This is a genomic window from Oceanicola sp. S124 (genome assembly GCF_000220565.1).
Taxonomy (GTDB): Bacteria; Pseudomonadota; Alphaproteobacteria; order Rhodobacterales; family Rhodobacteraceae; genus Pseudooceanicola.
Map to the genome: position 1 here is coordinate 1 of NZ_AFPM01000333.1, position 18633 is coordinate 18633.

The following is an 18633-nucleotide window of genomic DNA, read 5'->3' on the forward strand; positions in this document are numbered from 1 at the left end:
GGCCGATAGCGCCAGCCGAGCCCTGCCTGCCCCTGTCGAGCGCCACGTCCGCTTGCTGCGCATAGCGGTCACTCAAGCGCCGTTGATCGAACGGCTGCTTCCTGCGCTTGGCAGCCGCCCAGGCGCCCCATTGCGAACTTCTGCAAAGCTTGTTTCGCCGCCGTTCGTCCGGAAACAGCGCAGCTTCTGTACCGGCCGTTGGAGCCTCCGCCGCTCTTTCGTTCTGCTCGCGGGATTGGGGGCGGAGCAGGGCTGGGATTTGCGGACCGACGTGAGAATAGCGGCGGTACGCTTCGGTTCGTGTGAGAGCTGCCGCCTCACTTCCCGGTAGACAGAGAACGCATTGAGTTGAAGGACTGGCTGCCGTGGCTAGTGTAAAGCGCGAGAGCAGGCAGCAATAGGCTGACCAGTCGATGAGTAAGGGCAAATCCGGGTAGCTCGCCGACCCCAACTCTCCTGGTGCCCTAAAGCCAACAAGGGAGACGTTCGAGACTTTCGGCAATGCCTGCTGGCAGTACCAACTGCCTTTCCAAAATGGATGTAAGTCATTGATTCTGTGTGTCTGATTTGCTGTCCCTTTTCCGCGTAAGGGGCTGGCATCGCTTGTCTTGCGGCGACCTATCGGGTGCGCCAATCACGATCAGATCGTTGTGCCCGTCATCCGCCGCCGGTTCCCGGAGCGGATCTGTTGCCTGCAGTGGCTTCAGCGTATTTGTGCGCCATCCATCGCCTCGCGGGCCGATGTCATGATGTCCGGCACGCCATGTCCGACGTCTGTCCCGATGGTCTCTGCGCGTGTCGAGATGATGCCGACGGCTTCTCGCCTGGCGATGCCGCGCTGCATGGCCCCGGTGATCGCCGTCTGCTTCCGGGGGGGGAGAGTGGCCTTCCCTGAACTGGCGTCCTGTGCCGTCTCACCCCCTCATCTGGTATTGGGTCAGGATATCTTCGTACTCCCGGGACTCGTCGGAGGAAATGCGGCAGCGGCCCGTCTCCATGGCCGGCGCCACCTGCGCAAGTGCATCTTCGAGAAGGGCGACGCCGAAGACGCTGGTTTCATGACTGCCCGAGAGCGCTTGCCGGGACCAAGCAGGGCCGATGCGCACAGAAGCGGTATGGGTGATCGTGCCGCTGAAATTGAAGCTGTTCAGCGGACGCCAGGTATCCCTGTATTCGGCCTCCTGGATGGTCAACAGCCCACGATCGTCTACCCGCAGACCGCTGCGCACCGTGAAGGTCTCTCCATATTGATTGGAGAAGGTCGAATAGAGGCTGCCGATGCGCCCCTGCGCATCACGCGGCGCGGATCTGGCAAGTGTCTCGATCTGCGGACGGAAGTAGTGGCCGACATGAAGGCCCGCACCGATCCCGATGCGGCTGTGCGTCAGAACGACCATCCACGCGCCGTTGCTTGCGTCCTCACGAAACTCCGTGACAAGGGTATCGGGCCGAGGTTGCCCACCTCGAATGTATGTATCGGTCAGAATGCCCTGCTCGAGCAACTTCTTCGCCCTGTCGATGCTGCTTGCGTCGATCAACTTGTGGCCGGTCCATCTCGACGTGCCCTGCGCCACCCTGAAACTGCAGGCTTCAGGGGCGAGCTTTCGCAGGGTTTCATTGAACCAGAGGCCGTTCCTGACGGCGAATTTCAAGGCAAGGGTCCGCTCCTGCGCGGGGTCCGTGGACGCCTCGGGGGACGCGGAGGGCGAGGCAATGCCGGCACTGGAATTGTCCGTTGGCCGAGGGTCCGGCGCCGTCAGCCACCAGGCGACCCCGCCGCCGAAGACCCCGAGGAAAATCACCGTGACGGCAAAACCCGCGGTGCCGCTGCCCCCCGACCGCTTGGCCCGGGTCGCCTTGCGCGGGCCGGACCCGTTCGCGGGGCGAGCCATCGCGGCGTCCTTCGCATCGCGAGCCAGCTTTTCCCGCCGGGTCTTGAAGGCGTCCATCGCCACCGCGGCGATCTCGTCGCGCGCCCTTTCTATGGCTGCAGGGTCCCAGCCCCGGTGAACGAGTTTCTGGCGGAGCTTGCCCTCTGCATCGCCGAGACCGCCGTCTGGGATATCGTTGAGAACCTCCGCCATCGCCGCTTGTATTGCCGACCGGTGTTGACGCCGCTCTTCGATGGTCGGTTGCGCGTCCGGTCGCGCTGGGGGCTGCGCCGGGCTGGTCCCACTCGGTTCTGCGCTGACCCCCGGCGTCTGCGGCGGTGCGGCCCTGTCCGCGTCCTTTTCATTCCCCTGCGAGGGCACGGCCTGAGCCGGTGTGAGAGGTGCCTCGCCGGGACGGCGAGGCTGCGACAGATGGCTTTCAACCCAGATCCTTATCGAACTGGACGCCGCAGCGATGGCCGTCGGGGAAAAGCCTCTGGCCGAAAGGCGGTCCTGGACTATCTCGCCCATCCGCGCGTCGTCCGAGATTTCCGGATATGCCGTCAGGATGGGGTTTACATCGTTCCATGTCACCTTGGGTTCGGCGGCCCGGCGTTGCAGCTCTTCGCGCGCCCATCCTTTCACGTCATCGAGGCGGCTTTCCATGAGCGCGGTATCGATCCCCATGTGTGCCAGATCGGTGCGCAGGGCGCGGATCATCTCGTTGCGGGACGTGATACCTGGATGGGCCGCCATGATCCCGGCAACCGTAGCATGGTCGATCACCGCCGGCGGCACATCCCGGGACGCGCTGCGCCGTGCAGGCTCCGGTTCTGGCGCCGGCCTTGCCTCGGGCGGCGGTGCGGTTTCCGGGGGCTGGTTCGGTGGCTTGTCCGGTCCGGAACTTGGGGACCTGGCCTGTGCCGCTTTCGCTGCGATCTCTGCGATGCGATCCGAATGATCGGCGAGCGCAGAACGCGGATAGCCCATCCTGACAAGGGCAGACCGAAGCTTCGCGGCGGCGGTGTTCGCGCCATCCCCGAAGGCGATCGCCTCGCTGGCCGCAACCAGATCCCCGGTCGTCAGATCGCGCACCCTGCCATCCGCGAAGACAAAGAGCCCGGCCTCGAAAATCCGCCTGTCAATCTCGGCGCGGGTGGCCTCAAGGGCCTGCTGCGCGGCCTGAGGGCTGGCACCGGCCCGGGCCTGTCCGCTTTCCACGATGGACAACAGGCGCGCACGGGCGGTCTCGATTCCGTCGATATCCCTGGCCCGAAGCACTTGATCCAGGGCGAAGCCGGCAGCACTCATATCCTCAGCGGTCATGGGGAACTTCCATCGTCGGCTCTTCCTTCAAAGCGGTATTTTCGCGGAAACAGGTGTCACCGAAAGCTTTGCCGAACGTCCCCGAAGGGTCAACCGTGCCAAGATGCGGACTGACGGAGCTTCATGGGGCCGCACGGTCAGCTGGCTTCAGGTCATCCCGACACCGTCACGCAGGAAGGCCGTCCAGATCGTGCGGAGGCTGGGTCAGGCTGTGGCCCTCGTCACACTCCCGGCCCCGGGGCTGAAAAATGCGCCGATCGCGCCCGACCGGTGGGCGAGCCCCTTCCATCCGCAGCAAGCGTGAGGAAAGCCTGCCTGCGAAACCTTGTCGCGAGGACAGTTTGGGGTGGTGAGCCGTGGCTTTGGGCGCCGTCGGTGCCGGGCGGTGCCCAGTCAGGCGGTGTCCTCGCCGCGCGCTCTCCAGGCGGCCAGCACCGCGTCGATCATCGGCTGGGCGGGGGCGATCTGGGCGGCTTCGGACCAGACCTCTTCCGGGACGGTGATGCCGCGCGCGGTGAGCGCCTCGCGCAGGGCGCGCCCGTCGTCGGAGACCTCGCGGGCAACCTGGTGCAGCAGGTGGTGGGCCTCGATCCGGCCCAGCCTGTCCGAGAGGTGGATCATCAGGGCCTCGGCGTGGATCAGCCCGCCGGTGGCATCCAGGTTGGCGCGCATCCGGGCGGTGTCGACCTCCAGCCCCGAGAGCAGATCGCAGGCCAGGCTGGCGGCGCCTGAAAGCTGGCAGATCGCCTCGGCCAGTACCATCCGCTCGCGGTAGCCGTGGCCGATGCCGCGCTCCTGTTCCTGCAACATGGCGTCAAGGACCTGCCCGGGGGCCTGCTGCACGCAGCGGGCGGCCTCGAGGATCGCCTCGCAGATCACCGGGTTGCGCTTCTGCGGCATGGTCGAGGAACTGCCGCGCCCTTCGGCGGCGGGTTCGCGCAGCTCGCCGACCTCGGTCGCCATGAGGAAGGCGATATCACTGGCCATCTTGGCAAGCGCCGCCAGGTTGGTGGCCAGCGCCGCCGCAAGGGCGGCCATGCGGTCGCGGCTGACGTGCCAGGAGATCGCCGGGTCATGTAGGTCGAGCCGGCGGGCGAGGGCGGCACGCACCTCGGTGCCGCGTCCCTGCAGCGAGGCCAGGGTGCCGATGGCGCCGCCGAACTGCAGCACGCAAGCCTCGTCAAGCGCCCGCGCCAGCGCTTTGCGGCTGCGGTGGATCTGGTCGAGCCAAACCGCGACCTTGTAGCCGAAGGAAATCGGGATGCCGTGCTGCAGCTTCGAGCGTCCGGCCATGGGGGTGCGCCGGTGCCGGTCGCAAAGATCGGCCAGACGGGCCTCCAGCTTGTCGAGGTCGTCGAAGGTGCCTGATAGGGCGCCGCGCATCTGCAGCACCTGGGCGGTGTCCATCACGTCCTGGGTGGTCGTGCCGTAATGCACCCACTGGCCATGGGGGCCCGCCAGCTCGGACAGCTGCGCAACCAGCGGCACGATGGGATACCCGACTGCCGCCGCACCCTCGCGCAGGCCGGGCATGTCCAGCTGATCGCGCCTGCAGGCGGCAAGGATCGCCGGTACCGCCGCTTCGGGAATGATGCCGAGACCGCCCTCGACCTCTGCGAGGGCGGCCTCGAATGTCAGGTAGGCATCGACGGTCCCGACCTCGTCGAAGTAGCCCGAGGCCCGCAGGAAGCCGCGTGTCCGGGAGAGAAGGCCGGGGGCCGTCGATGCCAGGCTCATGTCAGATCACTCCGCGCCGGGGGCGATGGCGTCGGGGATCTCCACGCCGATCTCGGCATAGTAGCGGGCCGCGCCGGGGTGCAGGGGGATGAAGGTATCCTTCAGGATGTTCTCGGCCAGGGTGTCCTTGGCCGCGGCATGGGTCGCCTTCATGCGGTCGTTGTTCTCAAGCACCGCCTTGGTGATCTCGTAGGCCAGGTCCTCCGGCATCGAGGCATCGGCGACGACGAAGTTCCACATGGCCGCCGTGGTCAGGTCGGTCTCAGGCGTTTCGTAGGTGCCCTGGGGAATGGTGAACTCGACCGCGTAGGGGTTGCTGTCGAGGATCCCCGCGAGGGTATCGTCGGACATGCCGAAGATGGTCACGTCCTGGGTGTTCTCCAGCTCGGACAGGGAGGGATGCGGGATGCCACCGGCGGTGACGACGGCGTCAAGCCGCCCGTCGGCCAGCTGGCTGGCCTGGTCGCCGATGCCGCCGTACTGCAGGCTGGCGTCGATGCCCATGGCGTCGAGCCAGCGCACCCAGTAGGTGCCGCCGGTCCCTGCGCGCGGGCCCGAGCCAACGCGCTTGCCCTCCAGGTCTTCCAGCGAGGCGATGCCGCTGTCGGCCAGGGCGACCATCTGGAACGGCGTCGGATACATGGCGAACAGCGCCCGGACATCGCCGTAGCTCTGGCCCGGTGCCAGCTCCAGCTCGCCGTTCATCGCTTCGAAGGCGGGGCCCGAGGTGGTCATCGCCAGCTCGGTCTGGCCGCTTTGCAGCAGGACGAGGTTCTGGGCCGGGCCCTGGGTCTGGCGGGTCGAGGTCGGGATGCCGACCACGTCCGAGACCAGCTGGGCCACGCCTTCGCCGTAGACCGCGTAGACGCCGCCGGGCGAGGCGGTCGAGATGGTCATCGACGCGGGCCGGTCCTGGGCCATGGCGGGCAGTGCCACGGTGCCGGCCGCCAGCGCGGCGATCATGGTGTGCTTGATGGTCGTCATGGAGTTCCTCCTCTAATCACTCCGGTGAAAGTGTCTTGGGTCGTTCAGTGGGCCGCGCGCAGCTGTCCGGCGCGGCGCCAGAGCACGAGACCCGCCGCGATGGCGAGGCCCAACACATCGGTGGGCAGGCTGGACCAGAGCAGCAGCAGCGCCGCCACGCCCGCCAGCAGGCGCACCAGCGGGCCCGCCGGGCCGAAGAGCTCTCCCTCTCCGGCGACGGCGATGAAGTAGATGGCGATCAGCGCGGTCACCAGCACGTGCAGGGTCTCCACGCAGGAGCCCTGCAGCAGGATCTCGGGGCTGGTGTAGAACATGAAGGGCAGTACGAAGGCGGCGGCACCGTAGCGCATGGCGCGGATCGAGGTCGGCCAGGGCTTGCCGCCGGCGATGGCGGCGCCCGCGAAGGCGGCGATGGCCACCGGCGGGGTGATCGCCGAGATCACCGCGCAGTAGAAGACGAACATATGCGAGGCCAGGGCCGAGATGCCCATCTGCTGCAAGGCCGGGGCAACCACCGCCGCCGCGATGGCATAGGCCGCCGTGGTCGGCATCCCCATGCCCAGCACGATGGAAATCAGCATCGCCAGCAGGAAAGCCAGCGCCTGGCTTTCTCCTGCCGCAGACAGCAGCACCGAGGAGAACCGCCCGCCCAGCCCGGTCAGGCCCAGCACGCCGACCACGATACCCGCGCAGGCCATCACGCTGATCAGCTGCAGCGACTTGCGAGAGGACTCGGCCAGCCCGCCCCAGGTGGTCCGCGCCATGGCGCTCAGGGCCGAGGGCAGACGGCGTGCCCCGCCGCGGATCACCAGCAGGGCGATCATCATCGCGGCGGAAGCCAGGGTGGCGATGGCGCCGGCGTAGTTGACCTGCATCCCGGTCAGCGGCAGGGCGACGAAGAGCGCCAGCGGCAGGGCCAGCACCTGCGAGCGGAAGCCGAACTCGCGGCACATCAGCACCAGCAGGGTGGCCGCAAGGCCCCAGGTGCCCGCCGCGATGATCGAGTAGCCCGACAGCAGCAGGTAGAGCAGTACCGCCAGCGGCAGCAGCAGGAAGGCATCGCGGCCCAGCTCGCGCAGGCGGGGCAGCTCGGAGCGGGGCACGCCGTTCAGCCCCAGGCGGCGGGCCTGCAGGTCGACGGTCAGGAAGATCGCCAGGTAGAACAGCAGGCAGGGCAGGGCGGCGGCAATGATGATCTCGGAATAGGGGATGCCGGTGATCTCGGCCATGATGAAGGCGCCCGCGCCCATCACCGGCGGCGCCAGTTGGCCACCCGAGGACGAGGCCGCCTCGATCCCGCCGGCGCTTTCGCGCGGGTAGCCGACGCGGCGCATCATCGGGATGGTGAATGTGCCCGAGGCGACCACGTTGGCCACCGCCGAGCCCGAGACGGTGCCGAAGAGCAGCCCCGAGAAGACCGAGACCTTGCCCGGTCCGCCACGCGTCGCGCCGAAGAGCGTCATGGCGAGGCGCATGAAATACTCGCCCGCGCCCGAGGCCTGCAGAAAGACGGCAAAGGCGACGAAGAGGATGATGTAGCGCGAGGAGGCGGCGACGGTCATGCCGAAGATCGCGTCCTGGCTGTAGAGGTAGGAGGCGACGTTGTCGGCCTGGAAGCCCGAGTGGTGCAGGATGCCGGGCAGCCAGCCGCCGACGAAGACATAGGAGATGAAGACCAGCGCGATCACCGGTAGCACCAGGCCCGAGACGCGGCGGGCGAACTCCAGCACCACCAGGGTGCCGACGGCGCCGCAGATCAGGTCTCCGGTTGTTGTGATGACCCCGGTGCGCATGATCAGCATCTCGAGGTTGATCGCCACATAGAGGCTGCAGCCGACGGCCCCCGCCACCAGCGCCACGTCGAGGAACCAGACCAGCCGGGCACGCTCGCCGCGCCAGGCCTTGAGGCCGATGAAGGCCAGCACCGCGCCCATGTTGACGTGCAGCACCCGGTAGACCCATTCGTCGATCGACCAAAAGTTCAGCACCGCGAGGTGGAACAGGGCATAGGCCGCCGACAGGACCGCCAGAGCGATGGCGAGGCGTCGCGGAAGATCGCGGTCCAGGCCCTCTGCATCGAGATCCTCGGGCTCTTTCTGCGCCATGTCATTCATTCGGAAACTTCCCCTCCGCTCAAACTTGTTCGAACAAGTTGACTTATGCGGATAGGGTGGGGCAAGATGTGGGATCGGTCAAGACAGGTCTATGACGCGCCGATCAAGCGTCTGGAAAGGCAAGGAAATGAAGCGGCGTTATCCCGAGATCGCACAGCGAATCATGGCAGAGCTCAAGTCGGGTGAGGCCCGTGTCGGGGATGTGATGCCCAGTGAGGCCGCACTTTGCGAAAAGTTCGATGCCGGGCGCTCGACCATCCGCAGCGCCATGGCCGAGTTGGAGAAGCTGGGCCTGATCGAGCGTCGGCAGGGGGCGGCGACGCGCATCCGCTCGCTGGAGCCGCCGCCGACCTATGTCCACGCCATGTCGGCGGCGGGCGACCTGTTGCAGTTCGCCGGGCCCTCCTGGCGGCAGGTGGTCGAGATCACGCCGACGGTGGTCGACGAGGCGCTGGCGGCGCGGCTGAACGATCGCCCCGGCCGCCGCTGGGTGCTGATCCGGCAGACCCGTCACATCGAAAGCCAGGCGGCGCCGGTCGGCTGGACCGACGTCTACCTGGACGCGGCCTATGCCGATATCGCCGAAGAGGTGCCGGGCTATGCGGGCCTCGTCTATTCTCTTCTGGAAGAACGGCACGACGTTTTGATCCACGAGATCCGCCAGACTGTCCGCGCCGCGCCGGTGCCGGCCGAGCTTGCCGAGGTGCTGCAGGTCGCGCCCGGCGATCACGCGCTCGAGATGCGCCGCAGTTATCACGACCGGGACGGCGCGGCGCAGATCATCTCTCTCAGCATCCTGCCGGCGCGCAACTACAGCTACGAGATCACCCTGCGCCGCCAATCGGATGCGTCATAAGCGGCGGGGCGGTCGGGGGCCCGGCTGTGTCCTTCGGGATCCGGGACGCCGACGCACGGCGCCCCTTGGCGATCATCAACGTCAGAACCGCGTATCGAGCGAGATGGTGAAGGTCCGCCCCGGCGCGCCGTAGTTGGGATTGCCCAGCACGTCCGCATAGGCCAGGTCGGTAACGTTCTCGACACCGAAGTTCACCATGGCGCTGTCCGACAGCGCATAGCTGCCGAACAGGTCATAGACCGTGAAGCCCGAGACATCGGACTGGTAGCCCGCCGCGCCGCCGTAGACCGAGTCCGAGGCCCAGGTGGCCCGTGCTCCCAGCGTCAGGCGATCCCGCAGAAGCCGCAGGCCGGCCTCCAGTGTCGCCTTCTGCTCGGGGGGCATGTAGACGAAGAGACCGCCCTCGGCGTCATAGGTGAATTCCATCCCCGCGATGACCTGGGTCATCGTGTAGGAGGTGTCGATATCGGCATCCATCCAGGAATAGGTGCCTCCGATGAAGAAGCCTCCGCTGTCGTAGGCGGCTTCCAGCTCGATCCCGTCGAAGGTGCTGGTGCCGTTCGAGTTCATGTTCGTGTAGCGGAAGTCGCTGTTGTACCAGAGCGAGACATAGTCCTCGACCTCGCGGCTGAAGACCACGGCCTTCAGGCGCAGGCTGTCGCCGGGCAGCAGGGCATCGTCGCGGGTGTAGTTGGTGCCGATCTCCCAGGTGCGGGAGGTTTCGGGGCGCAGGTCGGGGTTGGGAATGTAGAACTGTCCGCCGCTGCCGATGTGGGTGCCGCTGGCGGCGACCTCCATGATCGCGGGCGGCCGGTAGCCTTCGCTGTAGGACAGCCACAGGTCGAGGTTCGGACCGGGTTCGAAGGTCAGACGTGCCGAGGGCAGCCATCGGGCGCCGGAGCTGTGGATCTGTTCCTCGTCGTAGTGCTGGGTGCTCTCGTCGTAGATCAGCGCCGTGCCCGACAGGTCGTAGCTGTCGCGACGCAGTCCCATCTGCAGGCCGAAGCGGTCCGCAATCCGGTAGTCGGCCATGGCAAAGGCGCTGGCGACCTCGCGGGTGCCCCGGGGCATGGTGCCCGCGTACCATGCGCCCTGGGGATCGTCCGTCGGGTCCGAGCCGGTCGAGGTGGTCTCGGTGTTGTCCTGGAAGGCCTCGATCCCGTAGCGCAGCGACAGCGGTCGACCCGCCAGCATCAGCGCGCTGGTGTTGTCGAGCGAGAGGCCATAGCTCATCATCTCGTAGCCGACATCGAAGGCGCCGTAGCTGGTGCGCGGCGGGCGGTACTGGTCGACATGGGTGCGGTTCGCCCAGAGGTCGGCGTTCAGGTTCAGCATCGGCGAGGCGGGATTGTAGCGATAGCCTACGCGCAGGGTGTGGTTGGTGGTCTTGTTGGTGTCGATGTATTGCCCGGTGCCGGTGCTGTAGTCGCCCGAGAACCCCAGCCAGCTGAGGGTGAGGCTCTGGTCGTCATCCGGCGTCAGTTCGACCTTGGCCAGGCCCGACAGGGTTTCCGAACTGGTGTAATCGGCCGGTTCGCTGACCGGTCCGAAGTAGCCGTCGATGTCGCCCCTGTGGCCGATGTCGTAGTCGCCCAGTTTGCGCCGGCTGATCCCGGCGGTCACCGCCACTTGCTCGGACAGGCGCCGGGCCCAGAAGGCCGATCCCGCGAAGTCATAGCCGTTGCTGCCGGTGGAGGCTATCACCTGGCCGCCCTGGCGCGCGCCCTCGGGGATCAGGTCGGCCGCGCCGAGGGTCCGGAAATCGACCTGGCCACCGAGAGAGGCGGCGCCACCGGGCCCGGCAGTCACGGTCTTGTCCACATGGGCGGCGCGGAACATCGCCGGGTCGAGGTAGACATAGCCGGTCGAGCCATGCCCCGACAGCTGGAAGTTCTGCCGGACGCCGTCGATCGAGGTGGCGATCCGTGACTGGTCCTGAAGGCCGCGCAGGTTGATGTTCACCCCGGGATCCTGGGGGTTGTCGGCGGTATAGACCCCTGCGACGTCGTCCAGCAGGTCGTTGGCATGGCGCACCCGGGCCGAGGTCATGGTGTCGCGGGAGATCTCGCTGACACTGGCCGCGGTTTCATAGATGCTGTCCGAGGCGCCTTGGAAGCCGCGCCCGCCGGACCCTCCCCGGGGCACGGTCACCTGGATGGGCGGCAGCATCATCCCTGCCTCTGCACTGTCGCCGGGCAGGCCCAGGCGCGGATCGATGATCGCCAGGACCCTGTCTCCGGTCGCGCGATAGCTCAGCCCGCTGGGGGCCAGCAGGCGCGTCAATGCGGCCAGCGGGGGCATCTCGCCCTCGACGCGGGCGCTGCGATGACCGCGCACGAGGCGCTGATCGGCAAAGACCTGAAGGCCGGTGCGATCCGAGAACTCGAGCAGCGCGGCGGCCAGCGGTTGTGCCGGGATCGCGAAGTCCTGCGCCGCCTCGCGGCTGGCCTGGGCCAGGGCAGGGGCCGTGGCCCCAAGGCAGGTGCCCCCGAGGGAAAGTACCGCGCAGAGTGCCAGGTGTGACACCCTCGCGCCTGCGCTTCGATGATTGGTCGTCTTACTGTCGGTCATGGTCCGTCCCGTTCCCGCCCCTCTTGGGGGGCATTGAGTTTCGGGCCCCGCGGCCCTTACCCTGTTCGACACCCGGGGAGGGGGAGGTCATTAAGCCCGGCGGAAGTTTTTTCGCGGCCTCAGGCCCGCACCAGGGTCAGGCCCCCTGGCAGCGGGAACAGCGACAGGCCCAGGCTGTCGGCAACGGTGGCCAGCGCGAGGTCCGGTGTTGCGGCGTCGAAGGCGGCCGTGACCGGGATCTGCCGTGTTTGCCTGTCCAGGCACAGCAGGCGTCCGCCGCGATAGCGGTCGAGCGCTGCAAAGACCTCTGCCAGGGGGGCATCGCTGAAGATCAGGCGTCCGTCCCGCCAGGCGCCTATCGCCGCCGCAGACACCGGGATCGGAGCGGCCATGGCGCCATCGCTGACCGAGGTTTGCCAACCTGCCGCCAGCGGTTGTGTCGCTGCGCCGACCGCAGGACGTAGTATCACCCTGTCCCGGGCAACGGCCAGGGTCGCCCGATCGGGCCAGAGCGAAAGGTCGAAGGCCCCGGTCGCGCAGGTGACCTCGACACCCGCGACGACGACCCGCAGCGGCCCCGCGCCACCGTGGTGGGTCCGCTCGAAGTAGGCACTTCCGCGATGCAGGATCAGCGCTCTGTCCTCCGCCCGGGCCTCCAGGGTCGAGCGCGCGCCTAGGGTGATCCGGGTGCCATCCGCCAGGGTCAGCTTGCGGAGCTCTCCCGGCGCCGTGCCGATGCGGTGTTGCTGTGGTAGCAGGCTCCAGCTGGCGCCCCCCACGAGCGCCAGCGCGCCCGCGCCGCGCAAGAGGTCGCGCCGGGACAGGGCGCGGTCGCGCTGCCGCATGGCCCGTACCTGCGAGCGCACCGGCTCGAAGCTGTCCCAGAGCCGGGTCGCTTCGGCCCAGGCCGTGCGGTGGCGCGTATCTGCGGTCAGCCAGAGGTCGAACGCCTGCTGCTCGGACCTTGTTGCATGTTCATCGCGCAGCCGCACCAGCCATTCCAGCGCCTCGCGCAGCATCGGGTCGTCCGATCCGCCATCCGTGGTGTCCGGTGGCCCGCTCACAGCTGCCGCCTCAGGTCCGCCAGGGCATTGACGATCTGCACCATCACCGTATTGCGCGAGATCTCCAGCCGTGCGGCGATCTGGTCATAGGTCAGGTCCTCGAACCTGTGCAGCACGAAGATCTCGCGCCGTCGGGGCGGCAGGGACAGGATCGCACGCAACACCTGTTCCAGCGACTGGCGCGCGATGATCCTGTCTTCGATACCGGGTCCCTTGTCTGCAAGCGCGGCCAGCACGCTCTCCTCCACCGCGATCTCGACACCCATGCGCGCATGCCGCAGGTGGTTCAGCGCGAGGTTTCGCAGGATGCGGGTGACAAAGGCCTCTTCTGCCGTAATGGGGCCGGATCCACGTCGCGACAGGAGGCGCAGGAAGGCGTCCTGCACCAGGTCCTCGGAGGTGGCGGTGTTTCTGGTCAGCCTCTTGGCAAAGCGCAGCAGCCGCGCGCGTTCGCTTTGGTAGAGGGTACTGACAGCCGAGGAGGAGAGCGTCATGTGCGGAACCGGATCAGGGGACTGAGTTCGCTGCAGATGACGTAGCTGGGGAATGTGTATCGAGGGCAGGCGAGGTGCGCAAGGCAAGGGGACTGGCCTGCGACATGCCGGGGCCGGGTGGAAGCCGGGTGCGCGTCGCGACGGGCCCGGGCCTCTTGCAAGTGCCGGCGGCGCTCGTGCGCCACTGCGACGCCGAGCCTTCGCCGGGCGAAGAGGGCAAGCCCTCGTGATCACCTCGCTGGAGGGTTGCGCTGAGCGGACCGCAGGCGTGGTCCCATCCGGCCCGTACCCTGGAGACGTGGCGCTTTCGGCCCGAAGCCGCTCGGGACACAGCGCCTGCGCAGCCGGGCAGCTGTCCCGGAACGGCCAGTCAAACCACCTCGCGGCGTGGCCCACGAGGTCCGTGCCGCCGATCTCGGCTCGGGACGGCCGCACCCCTTCGCAGGATCTGCCGATATCCCGGTCCTTTATCGCGTTCGAGGTCTCGCGGGGAAAACCCCGGTGCGATGAGAGGGCATCAATCCGCAAAGGAGGTCCCATGCGTTTTCTTGCTCTTCTCATCCTCGGCCTGGTGACGGCGACGTCCGCGCCGGCCGAACCCCTCCCTGTCGCCCCTTCAGCGGTCGGCTTCCGCGCGCTCGAGGTTCCCGGCATCGAGGCCGTCGCCTGGTATCCGACCCTGCAAACCGCGCCGGTAACGACCGTGGCGGGCAACAAGATCTTCGTCGGGGTTTCCGTGGTCAGGGACGCGCCGATCGCGGGGGCCGCGCATCCGGTCGCGCTGCTCTCGCACGGCTATAGCGGCCTCTGGCGCAACCAGGCCTGGCTTGCCGAGCATCTGGCCCGTGCCGGCTTCATTGCCGTCGCCCTGAACCAGCCCGGAACGACGTTCGGGGACATGGATCCGGACTGGGCCAGGGATCTGGCGCTGCGCCCGCAGCAGGTCTCGCGGGTGCTCGACGCGCTGCTGGCGGATCCGCACCTTGGCCCGCGCATCGATGACGCCCGGATCTCGGTGGTCGGCCATTCGCTCGGAGGGTCCACCGCGCTGCTTCTGTCGGGCGGCCTGTTCGACCCGTCCCTACTGGTCGAGGCCTGCGGCGAGGACAGGGACAAGTTGCTCTGCACCCTCTACCGCGCGGGCGGGCTGACCAAGGCGATGGCGCCCGTCTCGGCCCGGGACCCGAGGATCTCGGCAGCGGTTCTGCTGGACATGGAGGGCATCCACGCCTTCACGCCCGACAGCCTCGCGCGGCTTCCCGTTCCGGTCCTGGCGCTGGTCTCGGGCGTCGAGGACCCCGCCCTGCCGCTGGGCTGGGAGGGCCGGACCCAGGCCGCGCGCCTGCCTGCTGCGACCAGCCGCTATGCCGAGATCCCCGGCGCGACGCACTTCTCTTTCATGAGCACCTGCAGGGAGGGCGCCGCGCAACTGCTGGGGGAAGAGGCCTTTGTCTGCGAGGGCGAAACCGCGCCGCGGCCCGAGCTGCATGCCGAAATCGCCCGGATGGTCCTCACCTTCCTGAAGAGCGGTACGCAGTTGGCGTTTCCCCTGCAATCGCCTTGAAGGCCCGGTTGAAGTTGGACTTCGTCTGGAAGCCGGAGTCCAGCATCACCTGGGTCACGGGCCGGTCGCTGTCGCGCAGCAGGCGCATCGCCTCGCGCGTCCGGTAGCCATTGACCAGGTCGGTTACCGTGCACTGTCGCAGGTGGTTCACGGCGCGGGAGATCTTCCGCGCCGGGATCCGTGTGCGCCGGGCGAGGCGTTCCAATGTCAGATCGTGATCGCGATAGAGCCCCTCCGAAAGGGCGGCCTCGACCTGCATCAGGATGGCCTGCTCTTCTTCGGTCTCCGAAGGGACGTCCTCGGCCACGGCTTGTTGCGGAGGGGCGGTTTCGTCAGGCGAGGCCCCGGTCGCCCATCCCAGCAGGCCGCCAGCCAGGCCCAGCAGGATGACGCTCAACATGGCTGCAATGGCCGGGGCGGCGACGCCGCCGTTGCCTCCGCTCAGCGAGATCGCCACGATCGCGTCGGACAAAGCGCTCAGCAGCAGCAAAGCGGCGATCCCCGTCCGGGCCCAGGAGATCGCCCATTCATCGCCGATCCGCACATGGGTCAGGACCTCCTGCGGCAGCCGCAGGGTCAGGATCGCGATGCCATAGGCGGTGAACTCGACGATCAGCAGCAGGTCGACGGCGGGGGGCAGGGCCCACCAGAAGACAGCCAGGGCAGCGGGCCAGGCGAGATGCCAGCGCGACAGCACGCCGCCGCGGAGGGAAACAATGGCCGCATAGGCAAGAAGCGGAAGGCAGGAGGCGAAGAGGGGCTGGATGAAGCGCACGCCGGTCAGGCAGAGGCTCCAGCGCAGGCCGACCAGCAGCGTCTGGACCGCACAGGCCAGGATGAAGAGACGGAAAAGCCGGTCCCGCCTCGGGCGCTTCCACAGGCGCAGGGCGACGAGCAGGAGCACGCCAGAGACGAGGAACGGCAAGGGGATTGCGGGCATGAGCAGGGGTTCCGCCAGAGGGTGCCGCCTTGTCGCAAGTCACCTGCCGACAAGGCAAGGGAGCGGTTTGGTCAGGCATCACATCGGCCACCATGCGTGCCTGCCGCGGCACGGCGAAGCCGCGTGCGAACCGATCATGCCTGGTCGGGCTAGCCTACCTCGCAGGGCTTCCGGCCCGGAGCGGAGCATTGAAAACGCGCGCGGCGAAGGTCGGCCTCGAGCCGATTGTGGTGAAAAACTCAGTGAACCGAGAAGCGGCTCGAAATCTCGGAACATTGTTCCTGCAAGCCTCCCCTTTGCAAACCGCATTTGCCGAGGTGGCGCTTCGCGGGAGGTTGTCCTGCCAATCTGCCGATCGGGCCCGTTCAGCGGGCTTTTCAACAGTATCAGCCTTTTGCGGACAGTCATGTCTTGGTCTAGTGCAAGCCATGCCTTGGACAGACCCCCAGCAGCCCATGCGAGTCTCATTCGTCTACAGAACTTTCGGCTCGCCGCAGTCGTCTCTGGAAGTGCTCGTTCGTGAACTACCTCCACGCGACCCCGGTTCATTGCGCGTGAGAGTTTCCCATGTGCCGGTCAACCCATCCGATCTCATCCCGATCACGGGAGCCTACGCGCATCGCATCACGCTGCCGGGCGTCGCGGGATACGAAGGGGTCGGCCGCGTGGTCGAGGCTCCGGACGGCCTGTCGCACATGGTCGGACGGCGCGTTCTGCCTTTGCGCGGGGAAGGCACGTGGCAGACCTATGTTGATTGCCCTGCCCATCATGCAGTGGAGGTGCCCGACACGGTTCCCGACCTGGTTGCAGCGCGGGCATATATCAATCCCCTGGCCGCCGCCACGATGCTTCGGCTCTGGCCCGTCCGCGACAAGGTGGTGCTGCTCAGTGGTGCGGGATCAAGCTGTTCCGAACACCTGGGACGCTGGGCCATCAGCCAGGGAGCCAGGCGTGTTATGGGGATCTATCGTTCGGAGTGCCGAAAGGACCGGTTGCACCGCGTCGGTATCGAACCGATCGCAGCATCCGATTTCAGCGCCATTTCGAACGCCTCTGTCGTGGCTGATGTCGCCTTCGATGCCCTTGGCGGTGATGTGGCGACCGGGATTCTGGAGCGGATGCGCGAGGAGACGGATTTTGTTGCCTACGGTCTCTTGACGGGCAAGCCAGTCCTGACCCGAGCAGGGATCAGGGCGCGGTACCACCGGTTTCACATGCGCGATCACTTCCCGGTCTTGGCGGACCAGGGCATGCAATCCGCATTCGCCCAGATTTGGCCGCTGCTGGAAGATGCCCCGCCATCACCTGCAAGGGTTTTCCCCGCCCAGGCATGGCGGGAGGCCCTCTCGGAAGTCGAAAGACCGGGTGGTCAGAAAACAATACTCGATCTGACCAGCCTAGGCTGACGAATGGCAACTTCGTCCGCACGGCTGCCTGGATTCACCGCGCGGTGAATCGCGGCACCGCGCCCTTCCGGTGGCGTGCCGCCCCCAGCTTCCTTGTCCCGTGCCGCTACCTGAGGAGGGGTTCGCGACTTTCGAGAACACGGTCCGCAGGGTCTCTCGCCTGTCCCGGAGTGATGCAGGCCGCTGTGTCTATGCTTTTGAAATGCAGTGTGTTTTCCACGCAAGAGACTGACAGGGCCTCACTTGCGCTGACGTATCGGCAGCGCCGATCACCTCAGAGGGCAGCGCTTGGTCACCGTTGTCCGATCATCGGGCATGTCACCTTCCCGCAGGGTGTCGGCACCCTGTGCAACGCTGCGGCGGGGCGCGGCAGGGCGGCAGGGGCCGTCGCGTTGCAGACGGTCCCGATGGGGATTTCGTCCGGTCGAGACAAGGCAGAAACCTTCGGGTTTTCAGGCAAGGCCTCGGTCGGGCAGCCCGGCATGCCTCGTCGGGGCCTTGCCGAATGGCCGAGGGCTGTCACCTTGCCGCTTCGACGGCAGGGCGATCCCGGGCGCGCGCCATTGCAGGACCGACGCTTGCCCTCGCTTGCCGCGTGCGATGGCCTAGGCTTCGCGGTCGCTGCCGGGATCCGAGGTCAGCCCGTAGCGGCGCATCTTGTCGTTCAGGGTGCGGCGCGGGATGCCGAGGGTCTGCGAGGCGCGCAGGGTGTTGCCGGCGTGGGCATCGAGGACGGCGGCGATCTCGCGGGCCTCGAATTCGGCCACCCGGTCGGCAAGGGTCGCAGGCCCGGCCGCAGCGGCAGAGGGGGCGGGCGCGCCGGTCGGCATGTCCAGCAGGCCAAGCGCATAGGCCTCGGCGCTGGCCTTCAGCTCCCGGACATTGCCGGGCCAGGCGAGGCGCTTGAGTTTCTCCTGCAGCAGCCAGGGCAGGTCGGGGTCGGGGCGGCCATAGCGCCGGGCAGCAAGCTGGGCGTAATGGGCAAAAAGCAGGGGGATGTCCTCTCCGGCCTCGCGCAGGGTCGGGGTGGCAAGCTCGGTGCCGGCGAGACGGAAGAACAGGTCGCTGCGGAAGCCCTCGAGCAGGCGCAGCGAGGCCTTGGTGGTGGTGATCACCCGCACGTCCAGCGGCCGTGGCGCGGTTTCCCCGATGCGCTCGATGGCCCGTTCCTGCAGGACACGCAACAGCTTGGCCTGGATCGCGGGCGGCATGGTCTCGACCTCGTCGAGCATCAGCGTGCCGCCATGGGCAGCTTCCAGCTTGCCGGGGCGCCCGCCTGCGTCATGGGCGAAGGTGCCCTGGTCGTGGCCGAAGAGGATCGTCTCGGCCATTGACAAGGGCAGCGCGGCGCAGTTCAGCGCCACGAAGGGCCCCTCGGCGCGGCTGCTGCCCGCATGGATGGCGCGCGCCGCCAGCTCCTTGCCGGTGCCGGTCTCGCCGGTGATCACCACGTCGAGATCGACCGAGGCCAGCGCCGCGATCCGGTCGCGGAAGGCGCGCATGGCGCGGGACTTGCCAAGCAGGCTGACCTGGTCCCGCTCGGACAGGACCCGTTGCAGCCGCGACACCTCTTGCCGGGCCGCCTGGGCATCGACGGTGCGGCGGATGATCGACAGCAGATGCGCCGAGTCATAGGGCTTTTCCAGGAAGTCATCGGCCCCGGCGCGGATCGCCTCGACCGCATGGGCGACATCGCCATGCCCGGT

The 18633-nt window shown here is 67.5% G+C and carries 12 protein-coding genes; 3 read left to right on the top strand and 9 right to left on the bottom strand.

Going from position 1 to position 18633, the window contains the following annotated elements:
• Positions 1 to 914: 914 nt before the first annotated feature.
• From OS124_RS0122795 to OS124_RS0122810, 4 genes are all read right to left on the bottom strand, one after another.
• Complete coding sequence (locus OS124_RS0122795; protein WP_010142353.1) at positions 915 to 3197, bottom strand: hypothetical protein; 2283 nt, start codon at positions 3195 to 3197, stop codon at positions 915 to 917.
• 393 nt (positions 3198 to 3590) lie between these two features.
• The gene (locus OS124_RS25735; RefSeq protein WP_010142354.1) at positions 3591 to 4934 is read right to left on the bottom strand and encodes a class-II fumarase/aspartase family protein; all 1344 of its coding nucleotides are present in this window, start codon (positions 4932 to 4934) and stop codon (positions 3591 to 3593) included.
• A gap of 6 nt (positions 4935 to 4940) precedes the next feature.
• Positions 4941 to 5918: a TAXI family TRAP transporter solute-binding subunit gene (locus tag OS124_RS0122805; protein ID WP_010142355.1), complete on the bottom strand. Its 978-nt coding sequence runs from the start codon at positions 5916 to 5918 to the stop codon at positions 4941 to 4943.
• Between the two features lie 44 nt (positions 5919 to 5962).
• Positions 5963 to 8032, bottom strand: a complete 2070-nt coding sequence (locus OS124_RS0122810) for a TRAP transporter permease (RefSeq protein ID WP_010142356.1) — start codon at positions 8030 to 8032, stop codon at positions 5963 to 5965.
• A 127-nt stretch (positions 8033 to 8159) separates the two neighbouring features.
• Between OS124_RS0122810 and OS124_RS0122815 the strand changes: the two genes are divergently transcribed.
• Positions 8160 to 8888, top strand: coding sequence for a GntR family transcriptional regulator (locus OS124_RS0122815; RefSeq protein WP_010142357.1), 729 nt, complete (start codon positions 8160 to 8162; stop codon positions 8886 to 8888).
• 81 nt (positions 8889 to 8969) lie between these two features.
• On the opposite strand, the gene OS124_RS0122820 is transcribed toward OS124_RS0122815, so the two are convergent.
• The 3 genes from OS124_RS0122820 to OS124_RS27695 form a co-directional block, all read right to left on the bottom strand.
• A complete protein-coding gene (locus tag OS124_RS0122820; protein ID WP_083834719.1) occupies positions 8970 to 11459 on the bottom strand; it encodes a TonB-dependent receptor in 2490 nt (829 codons plus the stop codon).
• Between the two features lie 119 nt (positions 11460 to 11578).
• Positions 11579 to 12523 carry a FecR family protein gene (locus tag OS124_RS0122825; RefSeq protein WP_138919630.1) on the bottom strand — a complete coding sequence of 315 codons (945 nt, stop codon included), beginning with the start codon at positions 12521 to 12523 and terminating at the stop codon, positions 11579 to 11581.
• Entirely contained in the window at positions 12520 to 13017 is a 498-nt protein-coding gene (locus OS124_RS27695; RefSeq protein WP_010142360.1) for a sigma-70 family RNA polymerase sigma factor, read from the bottom strand. Before OS124_RS27695 ends, OS124_RS0122825 begins: the two co-directional genes overlap by 4 nt.
• A gap of 538 nt (positions 13018 to 13555) precedes the next feature.
• On the opposite strand from OS124_RS27695, the gene OS124_RS25740 reads away from it, so the two are divergent.
• Complete coding sequence (locus OS124_RS25740) at positions 13556 to 14581, top strand: alpha/beta hydrolase family protein (RefSeq protein WP_010142361.1); 1026 nt, start codon at positions 13556 to 13558, stop codon at positions 14579 to 14581.
• Here the strand turns inward: OS124_RS25740 and OS124_RS25745 are convergent.
• Positions 14529 to 15521, bottom strand: a complete 993-nt coding sequence (locus OS124_RS25745; protein ID WP_010142362.1) for a helix-turn-helix domain-containing protein — start codon at positions 15519 to 15521, stop codon at positions 14529 to 14531. The two genes, OS124_RS25740 and OS124_RS25745, sit on opposite strands and share 53 nt — an antisense overlap.
• 188 nt (positions 15522 to 15709) lie before the next feature.
• Here OS124_RS25745 and OS124_RS0122845 point away from each other — a divergent pair, with 188 nt between their 5' ends.
• On the top strand, positions 15710 to 16927 hold the full coding sequence (locus OS124_RS0122845) for a zinc-dependent alcohol dehydrogenase family protein (protein ID WP_202799085.1): 1218 nt from the start codon (positions 15710 to 15712) through the stop codon (positions 16925 to 16927).
• Positions 16928 to 17532: 605 nt separating this feature from the next.
• Here the strand turns inward: OS124_RS0122845 and OS124_RS0122850 are convergent.
• A partial coding sequence (locus tag OS124_RS0122850) for a sigma-54-dependent transcriptional regulator (RefSeq protein WP_010142365.1) occupies positions 17533 to 18633 on the bottom strand: 1101 nt, incomplete at its 5' end.

Excerpts from the sequence above, each read along its gene's own strand:
- OS124_RS0122795 (WP_010142353.1), bottom strand. The coding sequence starts at position 3,197 with ATGACCGCTGAGGATATGAGTGCTGCCGGCTTCGCCCTGGATCAAGTG.
- OS124_RS25735 (WP_010142354.1), bottom strand. The coding sequence starts at position 4,934 with ATGAGCCTGGCATCGACGGCCCCCGGCCTTCTCTCCCGGACACGCGGC.
- OS124_RS0122805 (WP_010142355.1), bottom strand. The coding sequence starts at position 5,918 with ATGACGACCATCAAGCACACCATGATCGCCGCGCTGGCGGCCGGCACC.
- OS124_RS0122810 (WP_010142356.1), bottom strand. The coding sequence starts at position 8,032 with ATGAATGACATGGCGCAGAAAGAGCCCGAGGATCTCGATGCAGAGGGC.
- OS124_RS0122815 (WP_010142357.1), top strand. The coding sequence starts at position 8,160 with ATGAAGCGGCGTTATCCCGAGATCGCACAGCGAATCATGGCAGAGCTC.
- OS124_RS0122820 (WP_083834719.1), bottom strand. The coding sequence starts at position 11,459 with ATGACCGACAGTAAGACGACCAATCATCGAAGCGCAGGCGCGAGGGTG.
- OS124_RS27695 (WP_010142360.1), bottom strand. The coding sequence starts at position 13,017 with ATGACGCTCTCCTCCTCGGCTGTCAGTACCCTCTACCAAAGCGAACGC.
- OS124_RS25740 (WP_010142361.1), top strand. The coding sequence starts at position 13,556 with ATGCGTTTTCTTGCTCTTCTCATCCTCGGCCTGGTGACGGCGACGTCC.
- OS124_RS25745 (WP_010142362.1), bottom strand. The coding sequence starts at position 15,521 with ATGCCCGCAATCCCCTTGCCGTTCCTCGTCTCTGGCGTGCTCCTGCTC.